This window comes from Rhodococcus sp. ACPA1 (genome assembly GCF_002300195.1).
In the GTDB taxonomy this organism is placed as follows: Bacteria; Actinomycetota; Actinomycetes; order Mycobacteriales; family Mycobacteriaceae; genus Rhodococcus_F; species Rhodococcus_F opacus.
Map to the genome: position 1 here is coordinate 67,564 of NZ_NSDX01000004.1, position 20,106 is coordinate 87,669.

General features: G+C 67.5%; 16 protein-coding genes. 4 read left to right on the plus strand and 12 right to left on the minus strand.

From position 1 onward, the window contains the following. Window positions 1–56: 56 nt before the first annotated feature. On the minus strand, window positions 57–1,883 hold the full coding sequence (locus CJ177_RS18205; RefSeq protein ID WP_061701148.1) for a multicopper oxidase family protein: 1,827 nt from the start codon (window positions 1,881–1,883) through the stop codon (window positions 57–59). 100 nt (window positions 1,884–1,983) lie between these two features. Here CJ177_RS18205 and CJ177_RS18210 point away from each other — a divergent pair, with 100 nt between their 5' ends. Beyond that, complete coding sequence (locus tag CJ177_RS18210) at window positions 1,984–2,922, plus strand: formylglycine-generating enzyme family protein (RefSeq protein ID WP_095868277.1); 939 nt, start codon at window positions 1,984–1,986, stop codon at window positions 2,920–2,922. 60 nt (window positions 2,923–2,982) lie between these two features. After that, on the plus strand, window positions 2,983–3,909 hold the full coding sequence (locus tag CJ177_RS18215; RefSeq protein WP_025431721.1) for a hypothetical protein: 927 nt from the start codon (window positions 2,983–2,985) through the stop codon (window positions 3,907–3,909). Here the strand turns inward: CJ177_RS18215 and CJ177_RS18220 are convergent. The 11 genes from CJ177_RS18220 to CJ177_RS18270 all read right to left on the minus strand — a co-directional run bounded on the left by CJ177_RS18220 (window position 3,856) and on the right by CJ177_RS18270 (window position 16,977). Next, window positions 3,856–4,521 (minus strand): GAP family protein, encoded by a 666-nt coding sequence (locus CJ177_RS18220; RefSeq protein WP_061044119.1) that lies wholly within the window; start codon window positions 4,519–4,521, stop codon window positions 3,856–3,858. The genes CJ177_RS18215 and CJ177_RS18220 overlap by 54 nt on opposite strands. Before the next feature lie 94 nt (window positions 4,522–4,615). After that, window positions 4,616–6,310, minus strand: coding sequence for a SulP family inorganic anion transporter (locus CJ177_RS18225; protein WP_257014583.1), 1,695 nt, complete (start codon window positions 6,308–6,310; stop codon window positions 4,616–4,618). A 75-nt stretch (window positions 6,311–6,385) separates the two neighbouring features. Beyond that, window positions 6,386–7,504 (minus strand): lipase family protein, encoded by a 1,119-nt coding sequence (locus tag CJ177_RS18230; RefSeq protein WP_095868278.1) that lies wholly within the window; start codon window positions 7,502–7,504, stop codon window positions 6,386–6,388. An 80-nt stretch (window positions 7,505–7,584) separates the two neighbouring features. Then, the gene (locus tag CJ177_RS18235; RefSeq protein ID WP_061044117.1) at window positions 7,585–8,616 is read right to left on the minus strand and encodes an aspartate-semialdehyde dehydrogenase; all 1,032 of its coding nucleotides are present in this window, start codon (window positions 8,614–8,616) and stop codon (window positions 7,585–7,587) included. Between the two features lie 3 nt (window positions 8,617–8,619). Then, window positions 8,620–9,885: an aspartate kinase gene (locus CJ177_RS18240; protein ID WP_005248517.1), complete on the minus strand. Its 1,266-nt coding sequence runs from the start codon at window positions 9,883–9,885 to the stop codon at window positions 8,620–8,622. Window positions 9,886–9,980: 95 nt separating this feature from the next. After that, complete coding sequence (locus CJ177_RS18245; RefSeq protein WP_095868279.1) at window positions 9,981–10,952, minus strand: hypothetical protein; 972 nt, start codon at window positions 10,950–10,952, stop codon at window positions 9,981–9,983. A 79-nt stretch (window positions 10,953–11,031) separates the two neighbouring features. Continuing rightward, entirely contained in the window at window positions 11,032–11,688 is a 657-nt protein-coding gene (locus tag CJ177_RS18250; protein WP_095868280.1) for a GAP family protein, read from the minus strand. A gap of 13 nt (window positions 11,689–11,701) precedes the next feature. After that, complete coding sequence (locus CJ177_RS18255; RefSeq protein WP_005248520.1) at window positions 11,702–13,039, minus strand: DUF1254 domain-containing protein; 1,338 nt, start codon at window positions 13,037–13,039, stop codon at window positions 11,702–11,704. A gap of 121 nt (window positions 13,040–13,160) precedes the next feature. Next, the gene (locus tag CJ177_RS18260) at window positions 13,161–14,828 is read right to left on the minus strand and encodes a SulP family inorganic anion transporter (RefSeq protein ID WP_095868281.1); all 1,668 of its coding nucleotides are present in this window, start codon (window positions 14,826–14,828) and stop codon (window positions 13,161–13,163) included. 10 nt (window positions 14,829–14,838) lie between these two features. Further along, on the minus strand, window positions 14,839–16,545 hold the full coding sequence (locus tag CJ177_RS18265) for a SulP family inorganic anion transporter (protein ID WP_005248522.1): 1,707 nt from the start codon (window positions 16,543–16,545) through the stop codon (window positions 14,839–14,841). Window positions 16,546–16,557: 12 nt separating this feature from the next. Continuing rightward, complete coding sequence (locus CJ177_RS18270) at window positions 16,558–16,977, minus strand: hypothetical protein (protein WP_005248523.1); 420 nt, start codon at window positions 16,975–16,977, stop codon at window positions 16,558–16,560. Window positions 16,978–17,135: 158 nt separating this feature from the next. Between CJ177_RS18270 and CJ177_RS18275 the strand changes: the two genes are divergently transcribed. Both CJ177_RS18275 and CJ177_RS18280 read left to right on the plus strand, forming a co-directional pair. Then, window positions 17,136–18,260 carry an AI-2E family transporter gene (locus tag CJ177_RS18275; protein WP_095868282.1) on the plus strand — a complete coding sequence of 375 codons (1,125 nt, stop codon included), beginning with the start codon at window positions 17,136–17,138 and terminating at the stop codon, window positions 18,258–18,260. Further along, window positions 18,257–20,065, plus strand: a complete 1,809-nt coding sequence (locus CJ177_RS18280) for an alkyl/aryl-sulfatase (RefSeq protein ID WP_095868283.1) — start codon at window positions 18,257–18,259, stop codon at window positions 20,063–20,065. Before CJ177_RS18275 ends, CJ177_RS18280 begins: the two co-directional genes overlap by 4 nt. Window positions 20,066–20,106 lie beyond the last annotated feature (41 nt).

Genomic DNA, 20,106 nt, shown 5'->3' on the forward strand with positions numbered 1-20,106 from the left:
CGCTACGCGCCTGTGAGTACTTATCAACCGCCGGACGTTAATAAGTACTCACGGGCCTAGGGCACCAGGCGGTACCGCAGCATCATGTCGTGGTCCTCGTGATCGAGCATGTGGCAGTGCCACACGTAGCCCTGCAGGGGATGCGACGACTGCTCCATGTGGCCGTGGCCGCCTTCGGAGTGATCCATCGTGTGCGCCGACATCCCGAACGTGGCGTCCGGGTCGAAGCCGAGTTCGTCGGCGGTCGGGAACCGGACGATGATCCGGGTGATCGAGTTCGCGTCCGCGATCACCGTGTCCTTGAAACCCGACTCCCACACCTGGGGCGAAAGGTTCGGCCCGAGCACGAACGGATCCGCCGACGGCGTCCACCGCATCCCGACCGCAGGCACCGGGACCGCCTGCATCAGGGCGTTCGTGTCGATCGCCTGCCGTCCGATCACCCGGAACGTCACCAGATGGAGGTGGATCGGATGCGGTTCGGGCGTGACGTTGACGATGTTCCACTGCTCGACGGTTCCCTGCCGCGGCATCTCGATGTCGTCGGTCGTGTAGCGCAGGTTGTTCAGCGACATCAGCGGCGACGGCTGACCGAGACCCTGCGCGAGCTGCATCACCGACACGTTGCGCACCACCGACGGCCGCGCGACGGGCGGGAGGACGGCGAGACCACGGCTTGCGCCCCGCAAAGTCTCCGGCACGCCACCGGTGAACCCGGCGGCGGTCCCCACCCGGAACCGGCAGAACCGCGGCATGATCTGCACCCCGCGCTGCGCGACCTGCGCCGGTATCGGCTCGTCGTTGCGGAGTTCCACCGTCGTTCCGGGTGCGAGGGTCCCGAAGTCGACGAGGAGGTCCACCCGCTCGCCGGGTCCGAGCCGGACGTGGTCGGTGGCGACCGGCGCGTCGAGCAGCCCGCCCTCCGCGCCGATCACCCAGAACCTCATCCGGTTCTCGAAGAACAGATTCCACACGCTGAACGATGCGGCGTTCACCATCCGCAGGCGGTACAGGCCCCGCGCCACCGACATTTCCGGCCACACCTTGCCGTTCACCACCCCCACGTCACCAGGTGTGGCTGCCTCCCAGCTGCCCTGCGGATTCAGCGGGTTGGATCGGACACTCTGCCGTCCGTCGTCGGTGAAGTTCTTGTCCTGCAACACCAGCGGAAGTTCGAATTCGCCCGACGGCAAACCCAGCGGGTTACCGCTCCGACCGGTGTCGTACTCGTCCCGCAGGAGGTACATGCCCGCCAGCCCGGCGTAGATGTTGAGCCGGGTGACGCCCATCGCGTGGTCGTGATACCAGAGCGCGCACGCGTCCTGCTGATTCGGGAACTCGTGCACCATTCCCTCCCCGGGCCGCATCGTGTCCTCGGGGTGTCCGTCGAACTCGGGGGGCGTCCGGCCGCCGTGCAGGTGCAGCGACGTCGGCACCTGGGTGCGGTCCTGCTCGCTCACGCCGTGGATCCGAGTGTCGACGTCGGCGGCGAGGGGGTTGCTCGCGATGTCGTTGCGATAGGTCAGCGAGGTCCGTTCGCCGACGTGAGCTTCGATCGTCGGGCCGAGGTAGTCCATTCCGCCGTAGCCGAGGGCCGGGGACGCCGGCAGGTCGGGATGGAACACGTGCGTCGTGCTGCTCGCGTGCACCTCGACGGAGCTCCCACCCACCATCGGCAACGGCGGCAACTGTTCCCGGAACGGCTGGAGCGGCGGCGAGGAGAAGACGAACGGCCGCAGCGGATCGATCCCGAACGGGTAGGCGCTCGCCGATCCCACCCCGACCGCACCGAGCCCGGCCGTCAGCGCCAGTCCACGAACGAACGACCTACGCGGAATCCGTCCATCCATTCGGAGGAGCCCCCTGCACGGTGAGAACAGCATTGCGAATCGAGTAGCCGACGGTACCGCAACCCCTGCCCCTCTCACCGGGTTTACGGGGCGTCCCTTCGCACGGCGGCCGTCGTCGTGCCAGTCTGACCCCATGACTGGTGCAGCTCCGAAGAACATGGCGTGGATCCCCGGGAGCACCTTCTGGATGGGTTCGGAGGACTTCTACCCCGAGGAACGGCCCGTCCACCAGGTGACCGTCGACGGGTTCTGGATGGACACGCACCAGGTCACCGTCGCCGAGTTCCGGCGATTCGTGAAGGCCACCGGTCACGTCACGACCGCCGAGATCGCCCCCGACCCCGCGCAGTACCCGGGCGCGGATCCGGCTCTGCTCGTGCCCGGTTCGCTCGTGTTCACCCCCACGGCGGGACCCGTCCCGCTCGACGACTTCACCCGCTGGTGGTCGTTCACCCCGGGCGCGGACTGGCGGCACCCGGAGGGTCCTGGCAGTAACGTCGGCGGACGCGAACGCCATCCCGTCACGCACGTGTCGTGGTTCGACGCCCGCGCCTACGCGGAGTGGGCGGGCAAGGACCTGCCGACCGAGGCCGAATGGGAGTTCGCTGCCCGCGGCGGCCTGGACCGGAAGCCGTTCGTGTGGGGCGAGGAGCACGAACCGGGCGGCAGGCCCGGCGGAAACGTCTGGCAGGGACGGTTCCCCTGGGAGAACCTCCTCGAGGACGGCTTCGCCGGGACGTCGCCGGTCGGCCATTTCCGGCCCAACGGTTACGAACTCAGCGACATGGCCGGCAACGTGTGGGAGTGGACCACCGACTACTTCACGGTGGATCACTCCGAGAGCGGGAAGAACGTCGCACCCACCAGTTCCTGCTGCATTCCGACCAACCCGAGAGTCGACACGGCACGCGCCGAGAACCCGGACGAGCCCTACGCGCGCCGCGTGATCAAGGGCGGCTCGCATCTGTGCGCGCCCAACTACTGTCTGCGCTACCGACCCTCCGCCCGGCAGGGTGACACCGAGGAGACGTCGACGTGCCACATCGGGTTCCGGTGCATCATCCGCCCGTGACGGGCGTTCTCACCTGACGCGGATGATGACAAGCGGGTCCGAAAGGTGTTCGCTCGAGATGTGCGGTCGACGAAACTGTCTGTGGCGCTGGCCAGGGAAGCTCTGGCCGCGCGCACCGAAACGGCCAACGGCTGGTTGCAGGGCACACCTCCCGGCCGTACCGTTCGGCGCGTCATCGACGGGCTGATCGAGATCGAGCTCGTCGACCGGTCGATGACGCTCGCCGCGAGGATCTTCACGTCGGTGCTGCCCGTGATGATTGCGGCGTCGACGCTGAGCGGTTGGAACGTGACCGCACGCACCATCAAGACCCAGTTCGGCTTCGACCCCACGGAGTTGTCGTCCACGTCCGGCACCGTCGACACCACCGACGCCTCCTTCGCCGCGTTCGGCGTGGTGGGCCTGCTGATGGTCGCAATCAGCGGTACGTCCTTCGCGAGGGCACTCGCCCGGATCTACGGAAAGATCTGGAACGTCCCGTCGATCAATCTTCGAGACGCCTGGCGGTGGCTCGTCGTCCTGTTCGCGGTCGCAATGTCGGGGACGGCGATCGGCGTGGCCAGCGAGCTTACGAGCATCCGATTCATCGGGCCACCTCTCGCAGTCGCCGGGGAGTTCGCGGTGTGGATGGCCGTATGGACCCTCAGTCCGTACCTGTTGACGATAGGCACCCTCAAGGGTCGCGTGCTCTGGGCGACGGGCGCGCTGACCGCCGCCGCGCTCACCGCTCTCCACGTCGGCGGACGTCTCGTCCTGCCCCGGATCACCGCCGCCGCGCAACACCAATTCGGGCCGCTCGGCCTGGTGTTCACCGCGATCAGCTGGCTGTTCGTCCTCTCCGTCGTCATCGTGGGTTCCGCGGTGATCGTCAAGGCCATCGCGCTCGACGAGGGTTACGTCGGGCATTACCTGCGCGGACCGGATGCCGTCGCGTCAGAACAAGCCGCCGAACCCCTTGCCCAGGACGACGGCGCCCATCACGAGTAGCAGCACGCTCATCACCGCGGCGTTGTTGGCCTGGAGCCAGACCTTGAGGTTGTCGAGGGTCCCGCGCAGCTTGTCGGCGGCGACGGCGTAGGCGATCACCGGGACGAGGACGGTCGATCCGGCCAGCACGGTGTACACGATCAGGGCTACCACCTGCTCGCCGCCGTTCACCCCGGCCGTGCCGATCCCGACGCCCGCGGACACGCAGAGCAGCAGGTTCTTGGGATTGATTGCCGCCAGCGCAAATCCGAGACCGGTGGATTTCACGAAGTTCAGGTCGTCGACGGCCTGCATCCACTTCGGTGGCTCCGCGTGGGCGTTGCGGCTTCTCCACTGCCGTCCCGCGAGCAGGAGCAGCAGCACACCGAGAACCACCTTCACCCAGGACGCCGTCGCGGAGGGACCGTCGGAGTCGGACGTGTCGATGCTGCCGGCGAGGAGCATGAAGATGCCCGTCGCGACGAGGATCCCCAGGATCCAGCCGACACCGAAGCCCGCGCTGGCACCGCCCGCACGCTTCGACAGCAGCATCAGGATGACGGCGATGATCGGTATCGGCGAGATCGCCACACCTACCGCGAGCGGTAACAGTTCTCCGATGACTGAGCCCATGTCCGAACCCTAGGGTCGGGGCGTCGTCTCCGCCTCGCACGTGTCGGGTGAACCGCACGTGAGTGGCAAAGTGTGCCGGGGGACGCAGTGGCACTCACGTGGGGAGGGTGCGGACCAGCCGTTTCTGCGCGTCGACGAACGCGCGCCGGGTCGATTCGCCGATAGTGTCGGTGGCCGGGAACATGTCCAGCGCGATTCCCTGACTCGCGAGCCGGTCGTCGTCCCAGTACTCGGACACCTCACTGCTCAGACCGCTGAGATATAGGCGTCCGCCGACAGCGGACAACCGGTCGGCGTAGTTCCCGATCACGGAGAAGAACGTGGCGCCCAGCGTCGTCCGGCCGCGCAACCGGAGAATGACCTCGGCGCCCTCCGCCTCGCCCGGATCCGGGAGAAGCACCTGCAGCGTGCGGGCACCGGCGTAGAACAGGCTTCCGTACACGTCGAGGACGACGATCTCGCGGCTGGCGAGCACCTTCGGCGCGGACGTCTCGAGGAACGTTCCGCGCGGACCCGGAACGAGGCGCACCACCTTGAGATCCACCGCTTCCTGATTGAGTTGCAGCAGCAGCGACAACGCCACCCCGATCCCCACCGCGGCGGTGACCGGGAGCAGCAGCGTCGCAACGAACGTCGTGATCAGTGCGATCTTCGAGCTGGGACCGCTGCGGAGGATTGCCGCGATCCGGGACGGGCGGATCGACCCGACCGCGGCAAAGATCAGCACCGCAGCGAGGGTCGGCATCGGCACCTTCCCCACCAGCGACGAGAACGCCGCGAGGATCACCGCCATCCACAGCCCGGAAAAAATTGCGGCCCAGCGCGTCTTGCCACCCGCCGACGTGTTGATCGCGGTCTGCCCAACCGAACCGCCGACCGGCATCCCACCGAACAGTCCCGACGCGACATTGCCGACACCCTGCGCGGTGAAGTCCTCGTTGGGTCTGGACCTCGTGCCGTCGAGGTTGGGTGCCGCCTCGGCGACGCCCGCACCCTGCACGAGCACGATCGCCGCGACCGCCGCCGCGCCGCCGATCAGGCTGGGCGAGAGCAGACCGAGGTCCGGGATCTGCGGCAGCGGAAGTCCGGTCGGGATGGTTCCGACGTCGGCGACGGACGCCACGCTGTCGAGGCCGAACGCCACGACGGCGACGGTCGGGACGAGCAAGGCGATCAGGGAACCGAACAGTGCCAGCCGTGTGCGTGCGAGGACGATCAGCAGGAGCAGCGCGGTGACGCCGATCGCCAGCGACGGCAGGTCGATCCGAGCCGGGTGGAGGAGGACGCCGAATGCCTTCTCGGCGGAGAACGACCCCTCGGCGTCGGCGCCGGCGAGGTCCGGGAACTGTCCGAACACGATGTTGACGGCGATGCCGGTGAGGAATCCGGTCATCACCGAATGCGACACGAATCGGGTGTATCGGCCGAGCCGCAGGAGCGCGGCGACGATCATGATGGCCCCGGCCAGCAGTGTGAGCAGGATCTGCGCCGAGGACTTGTCGGCGTCCGGCACCTCCGCCAGCGCCGAGCCGGCGGCCAGCGCGGATGCACTGGTCGTGGTGATCACCATGAGCTTGGTGCTGGTCTGCATCCCACCGAACACGGGACCGACGAGGCTGGCGTACAGGCCGTGGATCGGGCTGACTCCGGCGAGCACGCCCGACGCCATGCCGTCGGGCACGCTGGCGATGGCGCCCGGCAGTCCGGCGACGAGGTCGGCTTTCAGGTGACGCTTCTCGGGCAGACGCGCGCCGACCCACCCACGCACCGCGGCCCCGACGGGTTTCATTCGTCGAGTGTCGGTCCCGCGAAGCCGATTGTCGTCACACCTCGGAGGTGGAACCCAGTCGTCCCTGCGTGAGCGTCACCCGGCGGACAGGACGCGGTCCGCGAAGGCGAGGGAGTCCGGCATGGAGGCCATCAGTGATTCGCGGTGGTTCTCGGCGACGAGTTGCTGGTATTCGACGTTCGCGCCGTGCTGCTGCATCTCGGCGAGCTGCGCCCACGTCAACGGAATCGGCACCGACGTGTCGGACAGACTGTGCACCACCCGCAGAGGGCGGTCGAAGCCGTCGACGGGCACCTGCTGCATCTCCCGGAACAGCTCCCGGAACTGCTCGTTCCACAGCGGCGCCGCGAACAGGTCGCCGACCGAAGTGGGATGGGCGAGCAGGTACCGGCCGAGTTCCCGGCTGCACGTCACCTTCGCCAGCTCCATCAGTTCGATTCCCTTCGGCGACAGGTAACGCCGGATGTCGACCTCGGGCCGCTGGTCGTCGATGCCGGCGAGGGTCAGCAACGCGTAGTTCACGATTCCGGTTGTCGGCAGTGCCGGAATCGCGGGACCCGCGGCCGGGAAGAGCTGTTCGAGGTGCGTCGGCGCCGCCACGGAAACGGCACCCCGGTAGTCGAGTGCGGGTGCCCGGGCGGCGGCGTCGCGGGCGGCGAAGTAGGTCGCGTGCCCGCCCTGCGACAGCCCTGTGACGATCCACCGGTCGCTGAGCACGTCGCCGTAGATGTCGTGTGCGGCCAGGACGATGTCGACCGCGTTCGCGGCGGCCGCAGGGCCGTCGAGGTAGGCATTGACACCCGGCGTGCCGATTCCCGCGTAATCCGTTGCCGCGACGGCGTATCCGGCGGCGAGCCACTGTTCGACCGCGGGCAGTTCGACGTAGTTGAGCCCGGCGACCGACGGTGCGCACTGGTCGGCGATCCCGACCGTGCCGTGTGCGTAGGAGACCACCGGCCAGCCGCCGTCCGGTGGATCACCACGGGGAAGGAAGACCGATCCGGTCGACTCACCGGTCGCGGTCGCGGTGCGCAGCGTCGAGTAGCGGACCCGGACGCTGTCGCCTGCCTGGGTGGGGACTGCGGCGGGGGGAAGTTCTTCCTGCGACAGCAGGATTCTCGGCTGCGCGGAGGCCTCGTTGGCGCCGGTGAGCAGCAACAGAACCGCCGTCACTGCAGCACCGACGACTCTCATCGGCCCAGTATCCACCCGCAACCGACACGTGAGTGGCAAAGCGTGCGGGAGCACACTTTGCCACTCACGTGGGGGGGAGATCAGACCAGCAGTTCGGCGATCTGAATGGTGTTGAGGGCGGCACCCTTACGCAGGTTGTCGCCGGACACGAACAGTGCCAGACCGCGACCCTCGGGGACACCCGGATCCTGACGGATACGCCCGACCAGCGACGGGTCGCTGCCAGCGGCCTGGAGCGGGGTGGGGACGTCCACGAGCTGCACACCGGGAGCCTTCGACAGGAGCTCCTGTGCACGCTCCACCGACAGCGGACGCTCGAATTCGGCGTTGATCGACAGCGAGTGACCCGTGATCACGGGGACGCGGACACACGTGCCCGACACCAGCAGGTCGGGCAGGCCGAGGATCTTGCGGCTCTCGTTGCGGAGCTTCTGGTCCTCGTCCGTCTCACCGCTGCCGTCGTCGACGATCGAACCGGCCAGCGGCAGGACGTTGAACGCGATGGGTGCGACGTACTTGTTCGGGGCCGGGAAGTCGACGGCGCTGCCGTCGTGCACCAGCTTCTCCGCATCGTCGATGACGGCGCGGGCCTGGCCCACGAGCTCCTCGACACCGGCGATGCCACTGCCCGACACGGCCTGGTAGCTCGACACGATGAGGCGCTGCAGACCGGCCTCGTCGTGCAGAATCTTCAGCACCGGCATCGCGGCCATCGTGGTGCAGTTGGGATTGGCGATGATGCCCTTCGGCGGGTTCTTCGCCTGCTCCGGGTTGACCTCGCTGACGACCAGCGGGACGTCGGGGTCCTTGCGGAACGCCGACGAGTTGTCGACGACCGTGGCGCCGGCCGCGGCGAACCGCGGGGCCTGCTCACGAGAGAGCGTCGCACCCGCCGAGAACAGGGCGATGTCGATGCCCTTCAGGTCCTCGTCGGACGTCGCGGACGCGTCCTCGACGACGATCTCCTCGCCGCGGAACGGCAGCTTCTTGCCCGCCGACCGCGCGGAGGCGAAGAACCGCACCTTGTCCGCGGGGAAGTTCCGTTCCTCGAGGAGGGTGCGCATGACGATGCCGACCTGCCCGGTCGCACCGACGACAGCGATGGTGGTCATGATCTACCGTCCCGTTCCTGCGTGCACGACGGCTTCTTCGTCGCCGCCGAGCTCGAATGCATCGTGGATAGCCTTCACGGCCTTGTCCAGCTCCACGTCCTTGACGAGCACCGAGATGCGGATCTCGGACGTGGAGATGAGGTCGATGTTGACACCGGCCTTCGCGAGAGCCTCACAGAACGTCGCGGTGACGCCGGGGTGGCTCTTCATGCCGGCGCCGACCAGCGACACCTTGCCGATGTGGTCGTCGAACAGCACCTGAGTGAAGCCGATCTCGCCCTGCAGCTTGGTCAGCTTCTCGACGGCGCGCGGGCCGTCGGCGGTGGGCAGCGTGAACGTGATGTCGGTCTTGCCGGTTTCGACCTTCGAGATGTTCTGCAACACCATGTCGATGTTGATCTCCGCCTCGGCCACCGCGCGGAAGACCTGCGCGGCGTAACCCGGGGTGTCGGGCAGGCCGACGACGGTGATCTTGGACTCGCCGCGATCGTGCGCGACTCCGGTGATGATTGCCTCTTCCACGGGGATGTCCTCCATCGATCCGGACACGATGGTGCCCGGCTTGGTCGTGTATGACGAACGGACGTGCACAGGCACGTTGTATCGGCGGGCGTACTCGACGCAGCGGAGCATGAGCACCTTCGCGCCGCACGCCGCGAGCTCGAGCATCTCCTCGAACGACACCGTCTCGAGACGCTGCGCGTCGGGAACGATGCGCGGGTCGGCGGTGAAGATGCCGTCGACGTCGGTGTAGATCTCGCAGACGTCGGCCTCGAGGGCCGCTGCGAGGGCCACCGCGGTGGTGTCCGAACCGCCGCGCCCGAGGGTCGTCACGTCCTTGCTGTCCTGGCTGACGCCCTGGAATCCGGCGACGAGGACGATCGAGCCCTCGTCGAGCGCATCCCGGACGCGGCCCGGTGTGACGTCGATGATCTTGGCGTTGCCGTGAGCACCGGTAGTGATGACGCCAGCCTGCGAGCCCGTGAACGAACGGGCCTCCGCACCGAGCGAATGGATTGCCATTGCGACGAGAGAATTGGAAATGCGCTCACCCGAGGTCAGCAGCATGTCCATTTCGCGGGCGGGTGGGGCTGGGCACACCTGCTGAGCCAGATCGAGCAGCTCATCAGTGGTGTCCCCCATCGCTGAAACCACGACGACGACATCGTTGCCGGCCTTCTTGGTCTCGACGATCCGTTCAGCCACTCGTCGGATTCTCTCGGCGGTTGCCACCGAGGATCCGCCGTACTTCTGGACGACGAGAGCCACGCGTTTCTACCTCCAGGTCGATGAATCTGTACTGGTCCAGCTGTCGAGCTTACCGGCGGAGTCCAATCTGATCCCGGGTGAGTCCGTTCGGCGGCCTATCCGAACGCCGTGTTCGCGGCGTCCGCGACCCTCGCCACGGCCGCGCAGTTCGGCCCGTGAACAGTGACGACTGCACCCGCGTGACCGAGCCTGCGGGTGAACTCGTCGACGCCCGCCCCGGGCCGTGTGATGTCGATCGGCTCACCCATCGGGCTCGTCCACCGGCATCGGTCGCCGATCGTCTCCGGCTCGGCGGGAACGGGTGGTCGGTTTTCCTTGACCGGCGACATCGTGAACGACACGGTCACCTCGCTGCCGGGCACCCGATTCGGGTTCGGAAACAGGACGCAGTCGAACGGGGTGGGCGGCGACTCCGGATCGACGACGCGTCCGCCCGCCGTGGTCCTCAGCACGTCGAGCACTTCGCACGGGTCGTGGACCGCGAGCGCCACCTGATGCGGGGACGTTGGGTCGCGTGCGGGCAGTCCCGACCGCATGCTGTCGATCGCCGAGCCGAGCACCGCGTCGGCCAGCGGGCAGGCGTCCTCACCGGCGACGGTTCCGGCGCGGACGGACGCGAGCTGCGGTGTCACCTGCTTCTGGAGTGGTCCGAGGTTCAGCCGGAAGACGCGCTCGCACGTCCCGCGGGTCGGGTCGGCACCCGCGCCTCGATAGACGGTCACGCCGTCGACCGTGTCCGGCCCGGTCAGCGCCGCGTCGGACAGCATCGACGGCAGCAGCGACAACTCCACGTATGTGGTCGCGCCGCCGGGCCGGACCATCAGCACCGAACACACCGGCAACTGCACGGCGGACCCGAACTGCAGGACGGTCCCGGACTGCCGCACGACCGCCTCGTCGAGAAGCCCGCACGGATCGGCGGCGCGCAGGGCGTCCTCGACGGCGACGTGACGTTGCTGCACTGGACTCAGTTCGTCCAGCGGAGACGCCCCCGCCGTCCCCGACACGCTGTGCGCGCACCCGGACGTGATGACGGCGCACAGGAGCGCCGCGGCGACTTTCTTCACTCGATCCCCCCTCGAATCGGCGCGAACACTACCGCCGACTCGGGATCTTTGGGGAGAGGAAGGCCCCACCTCACGCCGTTCAGATCAACGCGAACAACCCCCGCAGCGCGAAGAGCGTGCCGAAACCGAAGAAGACGCCGACGCCGAGCGCCTTGTTGTGCCGCACCATCCAGGCCTTGGCGGCGCTCAGTCCTCGTTGTGCGCGCGTGCCCAGGATCGTGAAGATCCCGATCGGGATGATGAAGTCGAGCATCGAGGAGATCAGCAGCAGGACCGTTCCGAGGAGCGCACCCCCGACGCCGACGTGCGAACTCGAGATGATGGTCATCCCGGACAACAGGATGAAGACGTTGGGGTTGATCGTGCCGAGGGTCAGTCCGGCGATGAACGCGGTGCGCGGTGTGGCGGATTCGAGCGCCGACATCCACTTCGGTGCGGTGCCCGCGGGCTTCGGCCTCTGCGCGAGCAGGATCACGCCGACGACGAGAAACAGAACGCCCACGATCAGCCCCACCCAGTTGCTCACCGTCTTCGACGTCGCCGAGGGGTCTCCGGCGCCGCCGAGCAGCGCGGCGACAGCGATCTGCGAATACACCAGCAGGAACGCCGAACCGAACGCGAGGGCGTTGCGGACCGCGTTCGCCGACTCCAGCAGCAGCACGCAGCCGACGACGGCGGCCGGTGTGATGACCAGACCGATCATCTCCGGAACGAGGAGCCAGATCAGATCGCCCATCGATTCACCCCCGTCAGCCGACCTTGACGATCGGCGGAAGCTCGAAGGTCCCGTCGAACGCCTCCGGTTTCGGGCTGTACATCCGGAGCAGCGGCCGGAACCCGACTGCCGGTGTCGGCAACCAGTTGGCGCGAGCGACCGGATCCGCCGGAGCGGAGGCGCTGAACGTGATGGTCAGTGAGCCGTCGTCCGCGTACACCAGTCCCGGCGTCCGATCACCGACCGAGTAGCGATCGAGGGCATTGTCGACGAGGAAGAACTCGGGCAGGTCGTACATGGTGATCGACCAGAACGCGTCGACCGGCGGGGTCGGCGCGAATGTGAGTGTGTAGGTGTGTTCGCCGGAGAGTTCGTTGCCTTCGCTGTCGTGGTAGATCGGCGCGTACGCGGCCTCGTAGCCGTGGTTTCCCCACAGTCCCGCCATCGCGGCTCCGGCCCGCATGCCCAGCGCCTTCGACCGGTCCTCGATCCGCCACTCGGGTGAGTCGAGCGTGCCGACCTCGAAGAAGTCGTCGTTGTAGTCGAAGGCGTGGTACATCAGCTGCCAGCCGTTGACCACCTCTCCGCCGGCCCCCGATTTCAGTGCGGCGACGAGCGATTGGTGCCCAGCCTCGGCTCCTGCTTCGAGCACGGACGCGAGGTCCGGCGGCGCCTCGAGGTACGGCGACGGCCCGGTCTCGAGCAACCCGAGTGGGGCGAATGCCTGTTGCGCGACGAGGTCCTGCGCGGCGGGCGGGTACGCCTGCGAGTACACGCGCAGCTTCTCCCAGAACTGAAGTTCCTCGGGGACGTTCGGGTCGGGTACCGGCAGACCCTCCGCCGGTTCCTGGTCGCCGACGGGCTCCAGGGTGAGGGCCGACTGCAGTTCCTTCACCCGCTCCAGGTCGTCCTCGCCGTCGCACGCCCAACGACCGACGATGGTGCCCACCGCGGTCGGGAACGCGATCCGTGTCGCCCCGTCGGGGACCTCGCCGGACCAGCCGGGGCCGGTCAGCAGAAATCGACCGGCCGCGGTTCCCGTGGCGCGTTTGCCGACGTACGCGAAATTGTCGGTCCACGCGTCGACGAACTGCAGCACGTAGTACGCGCCACCGGTGTCGGGCACCCTCAGCAACTGCGGTCCGCGACCGAGGTCGATCTGGGCGATCGAATAGATGGTGTCGTTGTTGACCGAGACGAAGGTGTCGCGCGGCCCCGCGAGTGTGCGGGCGTGACTGAACGTATTGAAGGGTCCCGCATCGAGGCTCCCCAACCCCTCCGACACGAAGCGGTTCACCTGGTCGAGGTCGAAGACCAGCGGGAAACCGTACACCCACGCCTTGGCGGCGAGTTCCTGCAGTTGTTCACTCACGACGCTCTCCTGTCCCGCGGTCTCCGGTCCATGCGACCACGACGAGACAGGCCGGGGCTTCACCCGAAGAGTGTGAGCTGCGCCCGTGCGTGGTTGACGAGTTCAGAGACTCCTCAACCACTCACGGGCGCGAAGCGCCTACGGCGTCGTCGACGGTGTCGAAGATCTTTCCGCTCGACACGTACTCGCGACCGAGGTCGGTCCGAAGCACCGTTTCCCGATTGGCGCGGGGCAGTTCCGCGAAGAACACGGTGACACCGGCGTCCGTGAGTTCGCGGTGAAAGTCGAGGAAGCTGCGCATCACCGTCAGCGTCACCTTCTGCAGTCGCGAACAGTCGAGGACCAGCGTGCTCGGCACGGACGACCGATCCCCGTCCTCGACGACACCCGCCCGGACCCGGATCGCCGACATGTTGGCCCGCACGTTGGCGGTGTAGAGACCGGCGTTGAGGCGGAGGACCAGCGGGTCGGCGGGGACGGTCGGTGCGTCCTCCACCCCCGCCCGCCACTGACCGTGCGCATCCTTCTGCAACTGGACGATGTGCGGTCGGTTCAGTTCGCGCAGCACCAGATACAGCGTGAACAACACACCGACACCCACCGCGGGCAGCAGTCCGGCGACGAGCCCGATGAGCGCCGTCACCAGCGCCACCCAGAATTCGGTGCGATCGACCCTCCAGAAGCGCGCGAAGGAACCGAAGTCGAGCAACCCCAGCGTCGCGACCACCACCATCGCGCCGAGGGTGGCCTGCGGCAGATCGCTGAGCACCGGCGCGAGGAACAATGCGACGAGCACTGCGAGAGCGGCGGTGACGAGTCCGGCCAGCTGGGTCCGCGCGCCCGCCCGCAGCGCGACGGCCGTCTGGGAGAATCCACCCGCCGGCGGCAGGGTATGGAAGAAGGCACCGGCGACCGACGCGGCCCCGGTGGCGAGGAGTTCGCGGTCGCTGTCGATCGGGGGTTCGGTTTCCCGGCGCACACCCCGACCGACGGACACCGTCTCCAGGAAAGCCATGATCGCGATCGCCAGTGCGCCCGGCAGCAGCGCGCCGATGTCCGACATCGGCGGCAGTCCGGGAATCGGAATGCCGCGTGGCACTTCGGCGATCAGCGCGACCCCACGACTGTCGATGTTCGCGAGGACGACGAGGAGGATCCCGGCGACCGCGACGATCAGTGGTCCCGGCACGCGCGGAACGAATTTCGCCATCGCGTACAGCGCCGCGATCGATCCCGCCGCCAGCAGCACGGTCGCGGTGTTCGCGTCACCGATCTGGCGGAGCGCCGACCACAGCACGCGGAAGAATCCGGTGGCGTCGGGGTCGGCGGGCACCCCGAGTAGTTTCGGCAACTGGCTCGCGGCGACGGTCAGCCCGACGCCTGCCTTGATCCCGGACAGCGTTGCGTCGCTGATGTTCTCGATGATCGCGCCGAGTTTCAGGAGCCGGGCGAGGAGCAGGATCACACCGACCAGCAGGGTCAGCGTCATCAGGGCAGACTGGGCGTCGTCCGACCCCGCGGCGATTCCGGCGCCGATCAGGGTCGAGGCGGTGAGCGTCGCGATCGTCGAGGTGGTGGTGACGCTGACCGTGCGGGATCCGCCGAGCATCGCGTACACGACGACGGGAACCATGCACGTGTACAGGCCGACCTGCACCGGCATGTCGGCGATGGTGGCGTAGGCCATCGCCTGCGGAATGACGACGGCACCGGCACTGAGACCCGCGACGACGTCCGCGCGGAGCCATCGCTTGTCGTAGCCGACGAGGGTCGGGGCGAAGACGGTCATCACGTCTGCTTCACGACCCGTCGCCGGGGCGCTTCGGTTCCGCGAGTGCCTCGCGGACGGTGGAGTACAGGCCGACGGGTGTGGCGTCGGTGCCGGAGCGGCGGAGCGTGTCCCGGAACTGTCCGATGTCGCGCGCGACCCGCAGTTCGATACCCCTCCGCGCGAGCAGGTCCCGCAGCTGCAGCAGCATCTGCGCGGCACTGACGTCGACGAACGGTGACGTCTCGGCGTCGAGCACGACCACTCTCGTGTCGTCCGTGCACAACTCTTCGATGCGGTCCTTGACGTGGTCTGCGTTGGCGAAGAACAGCCCCGACTCGACCCGCACGACGAGCACGTGCGGAGTGGTCGGCAGGTCGGGGTGGCGTTCCGCATCCACCCACAGCGTTCCCTCCCTGGCGAGGGTCGCGACGTGGGGGCGCGACGCCCGGTACAGCAGCAACAGCATGGAGACGCCGATGCCGATGACCAGTCCGGGCAGTGTGTCGAAGAGCAGGACGCCCGCCATGGCAGCGAGCGCGGCGGCGAAATCGGCGCGGGCGGCGTGGCCGTAGATGCTCCCCAGCCGTTCGGTCCACACACCGTACAGCCGGCGCAGCGCGGAGATGTCGACGAGTTCGATGACGGCCGCGATCACCACCGCCGCCAACGTCGCTTCCGGCAGATTCTCGAAGAGACCGGTGAGAAAGAGCAGCGTGACGACGGTCAATACCGCCACGACGAGCCCACTGACCTGCGATTTCGCGCCCGCTCCACCGTTCACCGCGGTCTTGGAGAGGCTGCCGTTGACCACCATTCCCGAGCAAAGTCCGGAACCCAGATTCGCGGCGCCGAGGCCGAACAACTCGCGGTTCGCGTCGACCTCGTAGCCCTCCTTCGCCGCGTACGTCTTCGCGGCTCCGAGCCCCTCCGCGAACCCGATCAGCAGGACCCCCACGGCCGGGCCCATCAGGTCGACGAAGTCGTCGAATCCGACGCCGCCGGGCAACCCGAGCGACGGCAGCCCGGAATCGATGTGCCCGACGATGTCGACACCCTTGCCGTCGAGACCGAACAGCGAGACCGCGGCGATTCCGAGGAGAACGGCGAGCAGCGATCCGGGGACGAGGGGCAACCAGTGTTTGAGACCCAGCACCACCGCGAGACTGAGGCCGCCGACGACGAGCGTGCCCCAGTCGGTGTCCCCGAGGTGCGTGATCACCCCCCACGCCTGCTCGAAGAAGTTTCCCTTCGCCTTCTCGACCCCGAAGATCGCCGGCACCTGGCCGATGATGATGGTGAGGGCGAGGCCGACGATGAACCCCTTGAGCACGGGCTCGGAGATGAACGACGCGATGAAACCGAGGCGGAGCAGACCGGCGAGCAGGCCCACGATCCCCGTCGCGATCGCCAGGACCGCCGACAGCGCCGCGTACTTGCCGCCGTCGGCACCGGCGAGGGGTGCGACGATGGCCGCCGACAGCGCTGCCGTCGCGGACATCGGTCCCACTACGAGATGCCGTGAACTACCCGCCGCCGCATAGAGAATCAGCGCGGGTACCGCCGCGTACAGGCCGACGACGGGCGGTACCCCCGCGATGGTCGCGTACGCGAGGGCCTCCGGGACCAGAACAGCCCACACGGTCAGGCCCGCGATCACGTCGGGCCTGACCCATCCCCGCCGGTAATTCTGCAGCGAGCCGAAGACCGGCCACGTGCCGGTTGCGGACCTCACCACGTCGTCATCGACCTACTTGCCGGTGTCCCACGTGGTGACCGCCCAGATGACCACCACGTCGAGTGCGATGATCAGGATCGACCACAGCGGGTAGTACGGCAGCCACAGGAAATTGGCGAGAATTGACAGCGCTGCAATGCAGACGGCCACGACGCGGGCCCAGGTGGCACCCGTCATGAGGCCGATCGCGCTGATCACGAGGACGACGCCGAGAACGATGTGGATCCAGCCCCAGGCGGTGGTGTCGAACTGGTAGGTGTACTGGACGCCGATGACCAGTAGGTCATCGGACGCAACTGCGGCGATGCCCTGGAAGAAGGAGATCACCCCGACGGTCAGCAGCAATATCGCCGCTGCCAGGGACGTTCCTGCTGCAAAACCCTGCTTCACAGGGCTGTCCGTCCTGGACTCGGGAGTTGTCGTCATGTCCATGCCCTTCTCGAAAGTGTGTTTGCGAACAGTTGAATAGTCGGGCCTCGCCGGGTCGGGGGCATCATCCGCGCCGGGTGATCCTCATTCGCAACGGATGATGTGCGGCAGCGCGCCGAATGCGAGAGTCGACTCGGCCGACCTTTGCGAAGGGACACGCGATGACGGAACCTCAGGACCGGTCCGGCGAGCCGTCGGACTCTCGGTGGTCCATGCCGCGGGGACTGATCGTGATTCTCGGGCTGGCCGCGCTCGTCGTCACCGTGGCGGGGATCCAGGTGGCCGCGTCGATAGTCGGCCCGATCTTCCTCGCTCTCATGCTGACCGTCGCGGTTCACCCGCTGCCCGAATGGCTTCGCCGGAAGGGTGTCCCGGGATGGCTCGCGACGATCGCGGCGATCCTGGTCGTCAACAGCATCATTCTCGTCCTCGTGCTGTCGCTCGCACTGTCGGTCGCCCAGCTCGCGACACTGCTGCCGCAGTATGCGGACGATTTCACGAACCTCATCGACGACGCCCAGAGTTTCCTGAACCGCAACGGCGTGAACTCGACCGACGCCCAGACGCTGCTCTCCCAGGTGGATTACGGCAAGGTGTTCGGACTCGTGGAGGGAATCCTGCAGGCAATGCTGGGTGTCTTCTCGAATCTGCTGTTCGTCCTCGCCCTTCTGCTGTTCATGGCCGTCGACGGAAGCTCGTACGGTTCGCGGATGCCCATCGTCACGCGGATGCGTCCCGACATCGCCACCGCCCTCACCGCCTTCTCGGTCGGCACCCGCAAGTACCTGATCGTGTCCACGGTCTTCGGATTGATCGTGGCGGTCATCGACACCGGGGCGCTGTGGGCGTTGGGGATTCCGCTGCCGATCCTGTGGGGACTGCTGTCGTTCATCACCAACTACATCCCCAACGTCGGGTTCGTCCTCGGGCTCGTTCCACCGGCTCTGCTCGCACTGCTCGAAGGTGGTCCGGGACTGATGCTGACGGTCATCGTCGTGTACAGCGTCATCAACGTCATCATCCAGTCCATCATCCAGCCGAAGTTCGTGGGCGACGCGGTGGGACTGTCCGTGACGTTCACCTTCCTGTCGCTGGTCTTCTGGACGTGGATCCTCGGCCCCCTCGGCGCGATCCTGGCGATCCCGCTGACACTGATGGCGAAGGCGCTGCTGATCGATATCGACCCGTCCACGCGGTGGGTGAACACCATTCTCAGTAGCGCCCCTCCTCCCCCCACACCGGTCGCCGCCCCCACCCCACCGCGCCATGAGAAGGGACAGCCATGACACCCGACTTCGCCGACACCTCCGACTTCGAAGATGCGGACAGGGGGTTCGTCGACAAACTCGATCCGTGCACCGTCACGGCCGCGGACGGGCACACGGCCTGGGACATGGAGGAATACGCCTTCCTCGACACCGTCTGCCCCGACACCGCCGATCCGAGCCTGTGGCGGCAGTCGCAACTGTGCGCGAAGAACGGCCTCTACGAGGTGACCGAGGGGATCTACCAGGTGCGCGGCCTCGACCTGTCCAACATGACGATCGTCGAGGGCGACACGGGTGTCGTGGTGATCGACCCGCTGATTTCCCAGGAGACCGCGGCGGCCGGACTTGCACTGTATCGACGCAATCGGGGTGATCGGCCCGTCACGGGAGTGATCTACACCCACTCCCACATCGATCATTTCGGCGGCGTCACCGGAGTGCTGCCGGACGGCCGCAGCGACGTTCCCATCCTCGCACCCGAGGGTTTCCTCGAACATGCCGTCGCCGAAAACGTCTACGCCGGAACCGCGATGGGTCGCCGCGCCACCTACATGTACGGGGCCCTCCTCCCGAAGGGGCCGCGCGGGCATGTCGGCGCCGGCCTCGGCACCGTCCCGTCGTCGGGTGTGCCCGGACTGATTCCGCCGAGTGTGGACATCACCCACACCGGCCAGGAAGAGACGATCGACGGCGTGCGGATCGTCTTCCAGGTGACGCCGGGCACCGAGGCGCCCGCCGAGATGAACTTCCTGTTCCCTGACCACCGCGCACTGTGCATGGCAGAGAACGCCACTCACAACCTGCACAACCTCCTCACGCTGCGCGGCGCCTTGGTCCGCGACCCACGGGCCTGGGCGCGGTACCTCGACCAGGCCGTCGAGATGTTCGACGGCGGATACGACGTCGCGTTCGCCTCCCACCACTGGCCGACGTGGGGCCGCGACCGCGTCGTCACCTACCTGTCGCAGCAACGCGATCTGTACCAGTACCTCCACGATCAGACGTTGCGGATGCTCAACTCCGGGATGACGGGCATCGAGATAGCCGAGAACTTCCCTCTGCCGCCCGCACTCGAATCGGCCTGGCACGCACGCGGTTACTACGGTTCGGTGAGCCACAACGTCAAGGCCATCTACCAGCGCTACATGGGGTGGTTCGACGGCAACCCGACATCGCTGTGGCAACACACGCCGGAGAACGTCGCGACGCGGTACGTCGAGTGCATGGGCGGTCAGGACGAGGTCCGGGCCAAGGCCCGACGGTACTTCGAGGACGGCGACCTCCGGTTCGCGGCGGAACTCCTCAAACACGCCGTGTTCGCCGACCCCTCGGACGGCGAGGCGAAGGAACTGCTCGCCCGCACCTACGAACAGCTCGGGTTCGGCGCGGAGAACGCGACGTGGCGCAACTTCTACCTCACCGGCGCACTCGAATTGCGCGGCGGCATCGTGCCTCCGCCGATCGCCGAGCTCGGCGCCGACATGCTGAGCGCCCTCACCATCGAGCAGGTCTTCGACTCGGTGGCCCTGCGCATCAACGGCCCCCGGGCGTGGGACACGTCGCTGGTGGTCGACTGGCGATTCACCGATCCCGAAGTGCACTACCGGACGACGCTGTCGAACGGGGCCCTGATCCAGACCGTCTCCCCGCGGACATCGGTGCAGGCGGATGTCACCGTGACCCTGACCAAGGCGCAACTGCTCGGACTCTTCGCCGGGCAGGGCCTGGAAGACATCCAGTTCGACGGTGACGCGTCCAAGTTGCTCGCCCTCACCGCACTGATCGACGCGCCCGATCCGGCGTTCCCGATCGTCACGCCGTAGGGCGCTCCGCGCCCCGTGAGTGGTTAACGAGTCTCTGCACT

Bases quoted from the DNA above. Each gene is read 5' to 3' on its own strand.
- CJ177_RS18205 (WP_061701148.1), bottom strand. From the start codon at position 1,883: ATGCTGTTCTCACCGTGCAGGGGGCTCCTCCGAATGGATGGACGGATT.
- CJ177_RS18210 (WP_095868277.1), top strand. From the start codon at position 1,984: ATGACTGGTGCAGCTCCGAAGAACATGGCGTGGATCCCCGGGAGCACC.
- CJ177_RS18220 (WP_061044119.1), bottom strand. From the start codon at position 4,521: ATGGGCTCAGTCATCGGAGAACTGTTACCGCTCGCGGTAGGTGTGGCG.
- CJ177_RS18225 (WP_257014583.1), bottom strand. From the start codon at position 6,310: ATGAAACCCGTCGGGGCCGCGGTGCGTGGGTGGGTCGGCGCGCGTCTG.
- CJ177_RS18230 (WP_095868278.1), bottom strand. From the start codon at position 7,504: ATGAGAGTCGTCGGTGCTGCAGTGACGGCGGTTCTGTTGCTGCTCACC.
- CJ177_RS18235 (WP_061044117.1), bottom strand. From the start codon at position 8,616: ATGACCACCATCGCTGTCGTCGGTGCGACCGGGCAGGTCGGCATCGTC.
- CJ177_RS18250 (WP_095868280.1), bottom strand. From the start codon at position 11,688: ATGGGCGATCTGATCTGGCTCCTCGTTCCGGAGATGATCGGTCTGGTC.
- CJ177_RS18260 (WP_095868281.1), bottom strand. From the start codon at position 14,828: ATGACCGTCTTCGCCCCGACCCTCGTCGGCTACGACAAGCGATGGCTC.
- CJ177_RS18270 (WP_005248523.1), bottom strand. From the start codon at position 16,977: ATGGACATGACGACAACTCCCGAGTCCAGGACGGACAGCCCTGTGAAG.
- CJ177_RS18275 (WP_095868282.1), top strand. From the start codon at position 17,136: ATGACGGAACCTCAGGACCGGTCCGGCGAGCCGTCGGACTCTCGGTGG.
- CJ177_RS18280 (WP_095868283.1), top strand. From the start codon at position 18,257: ATGACACCCGACTTCGCCGACACCTCCGACTTCGAAGATGCGGACAGG.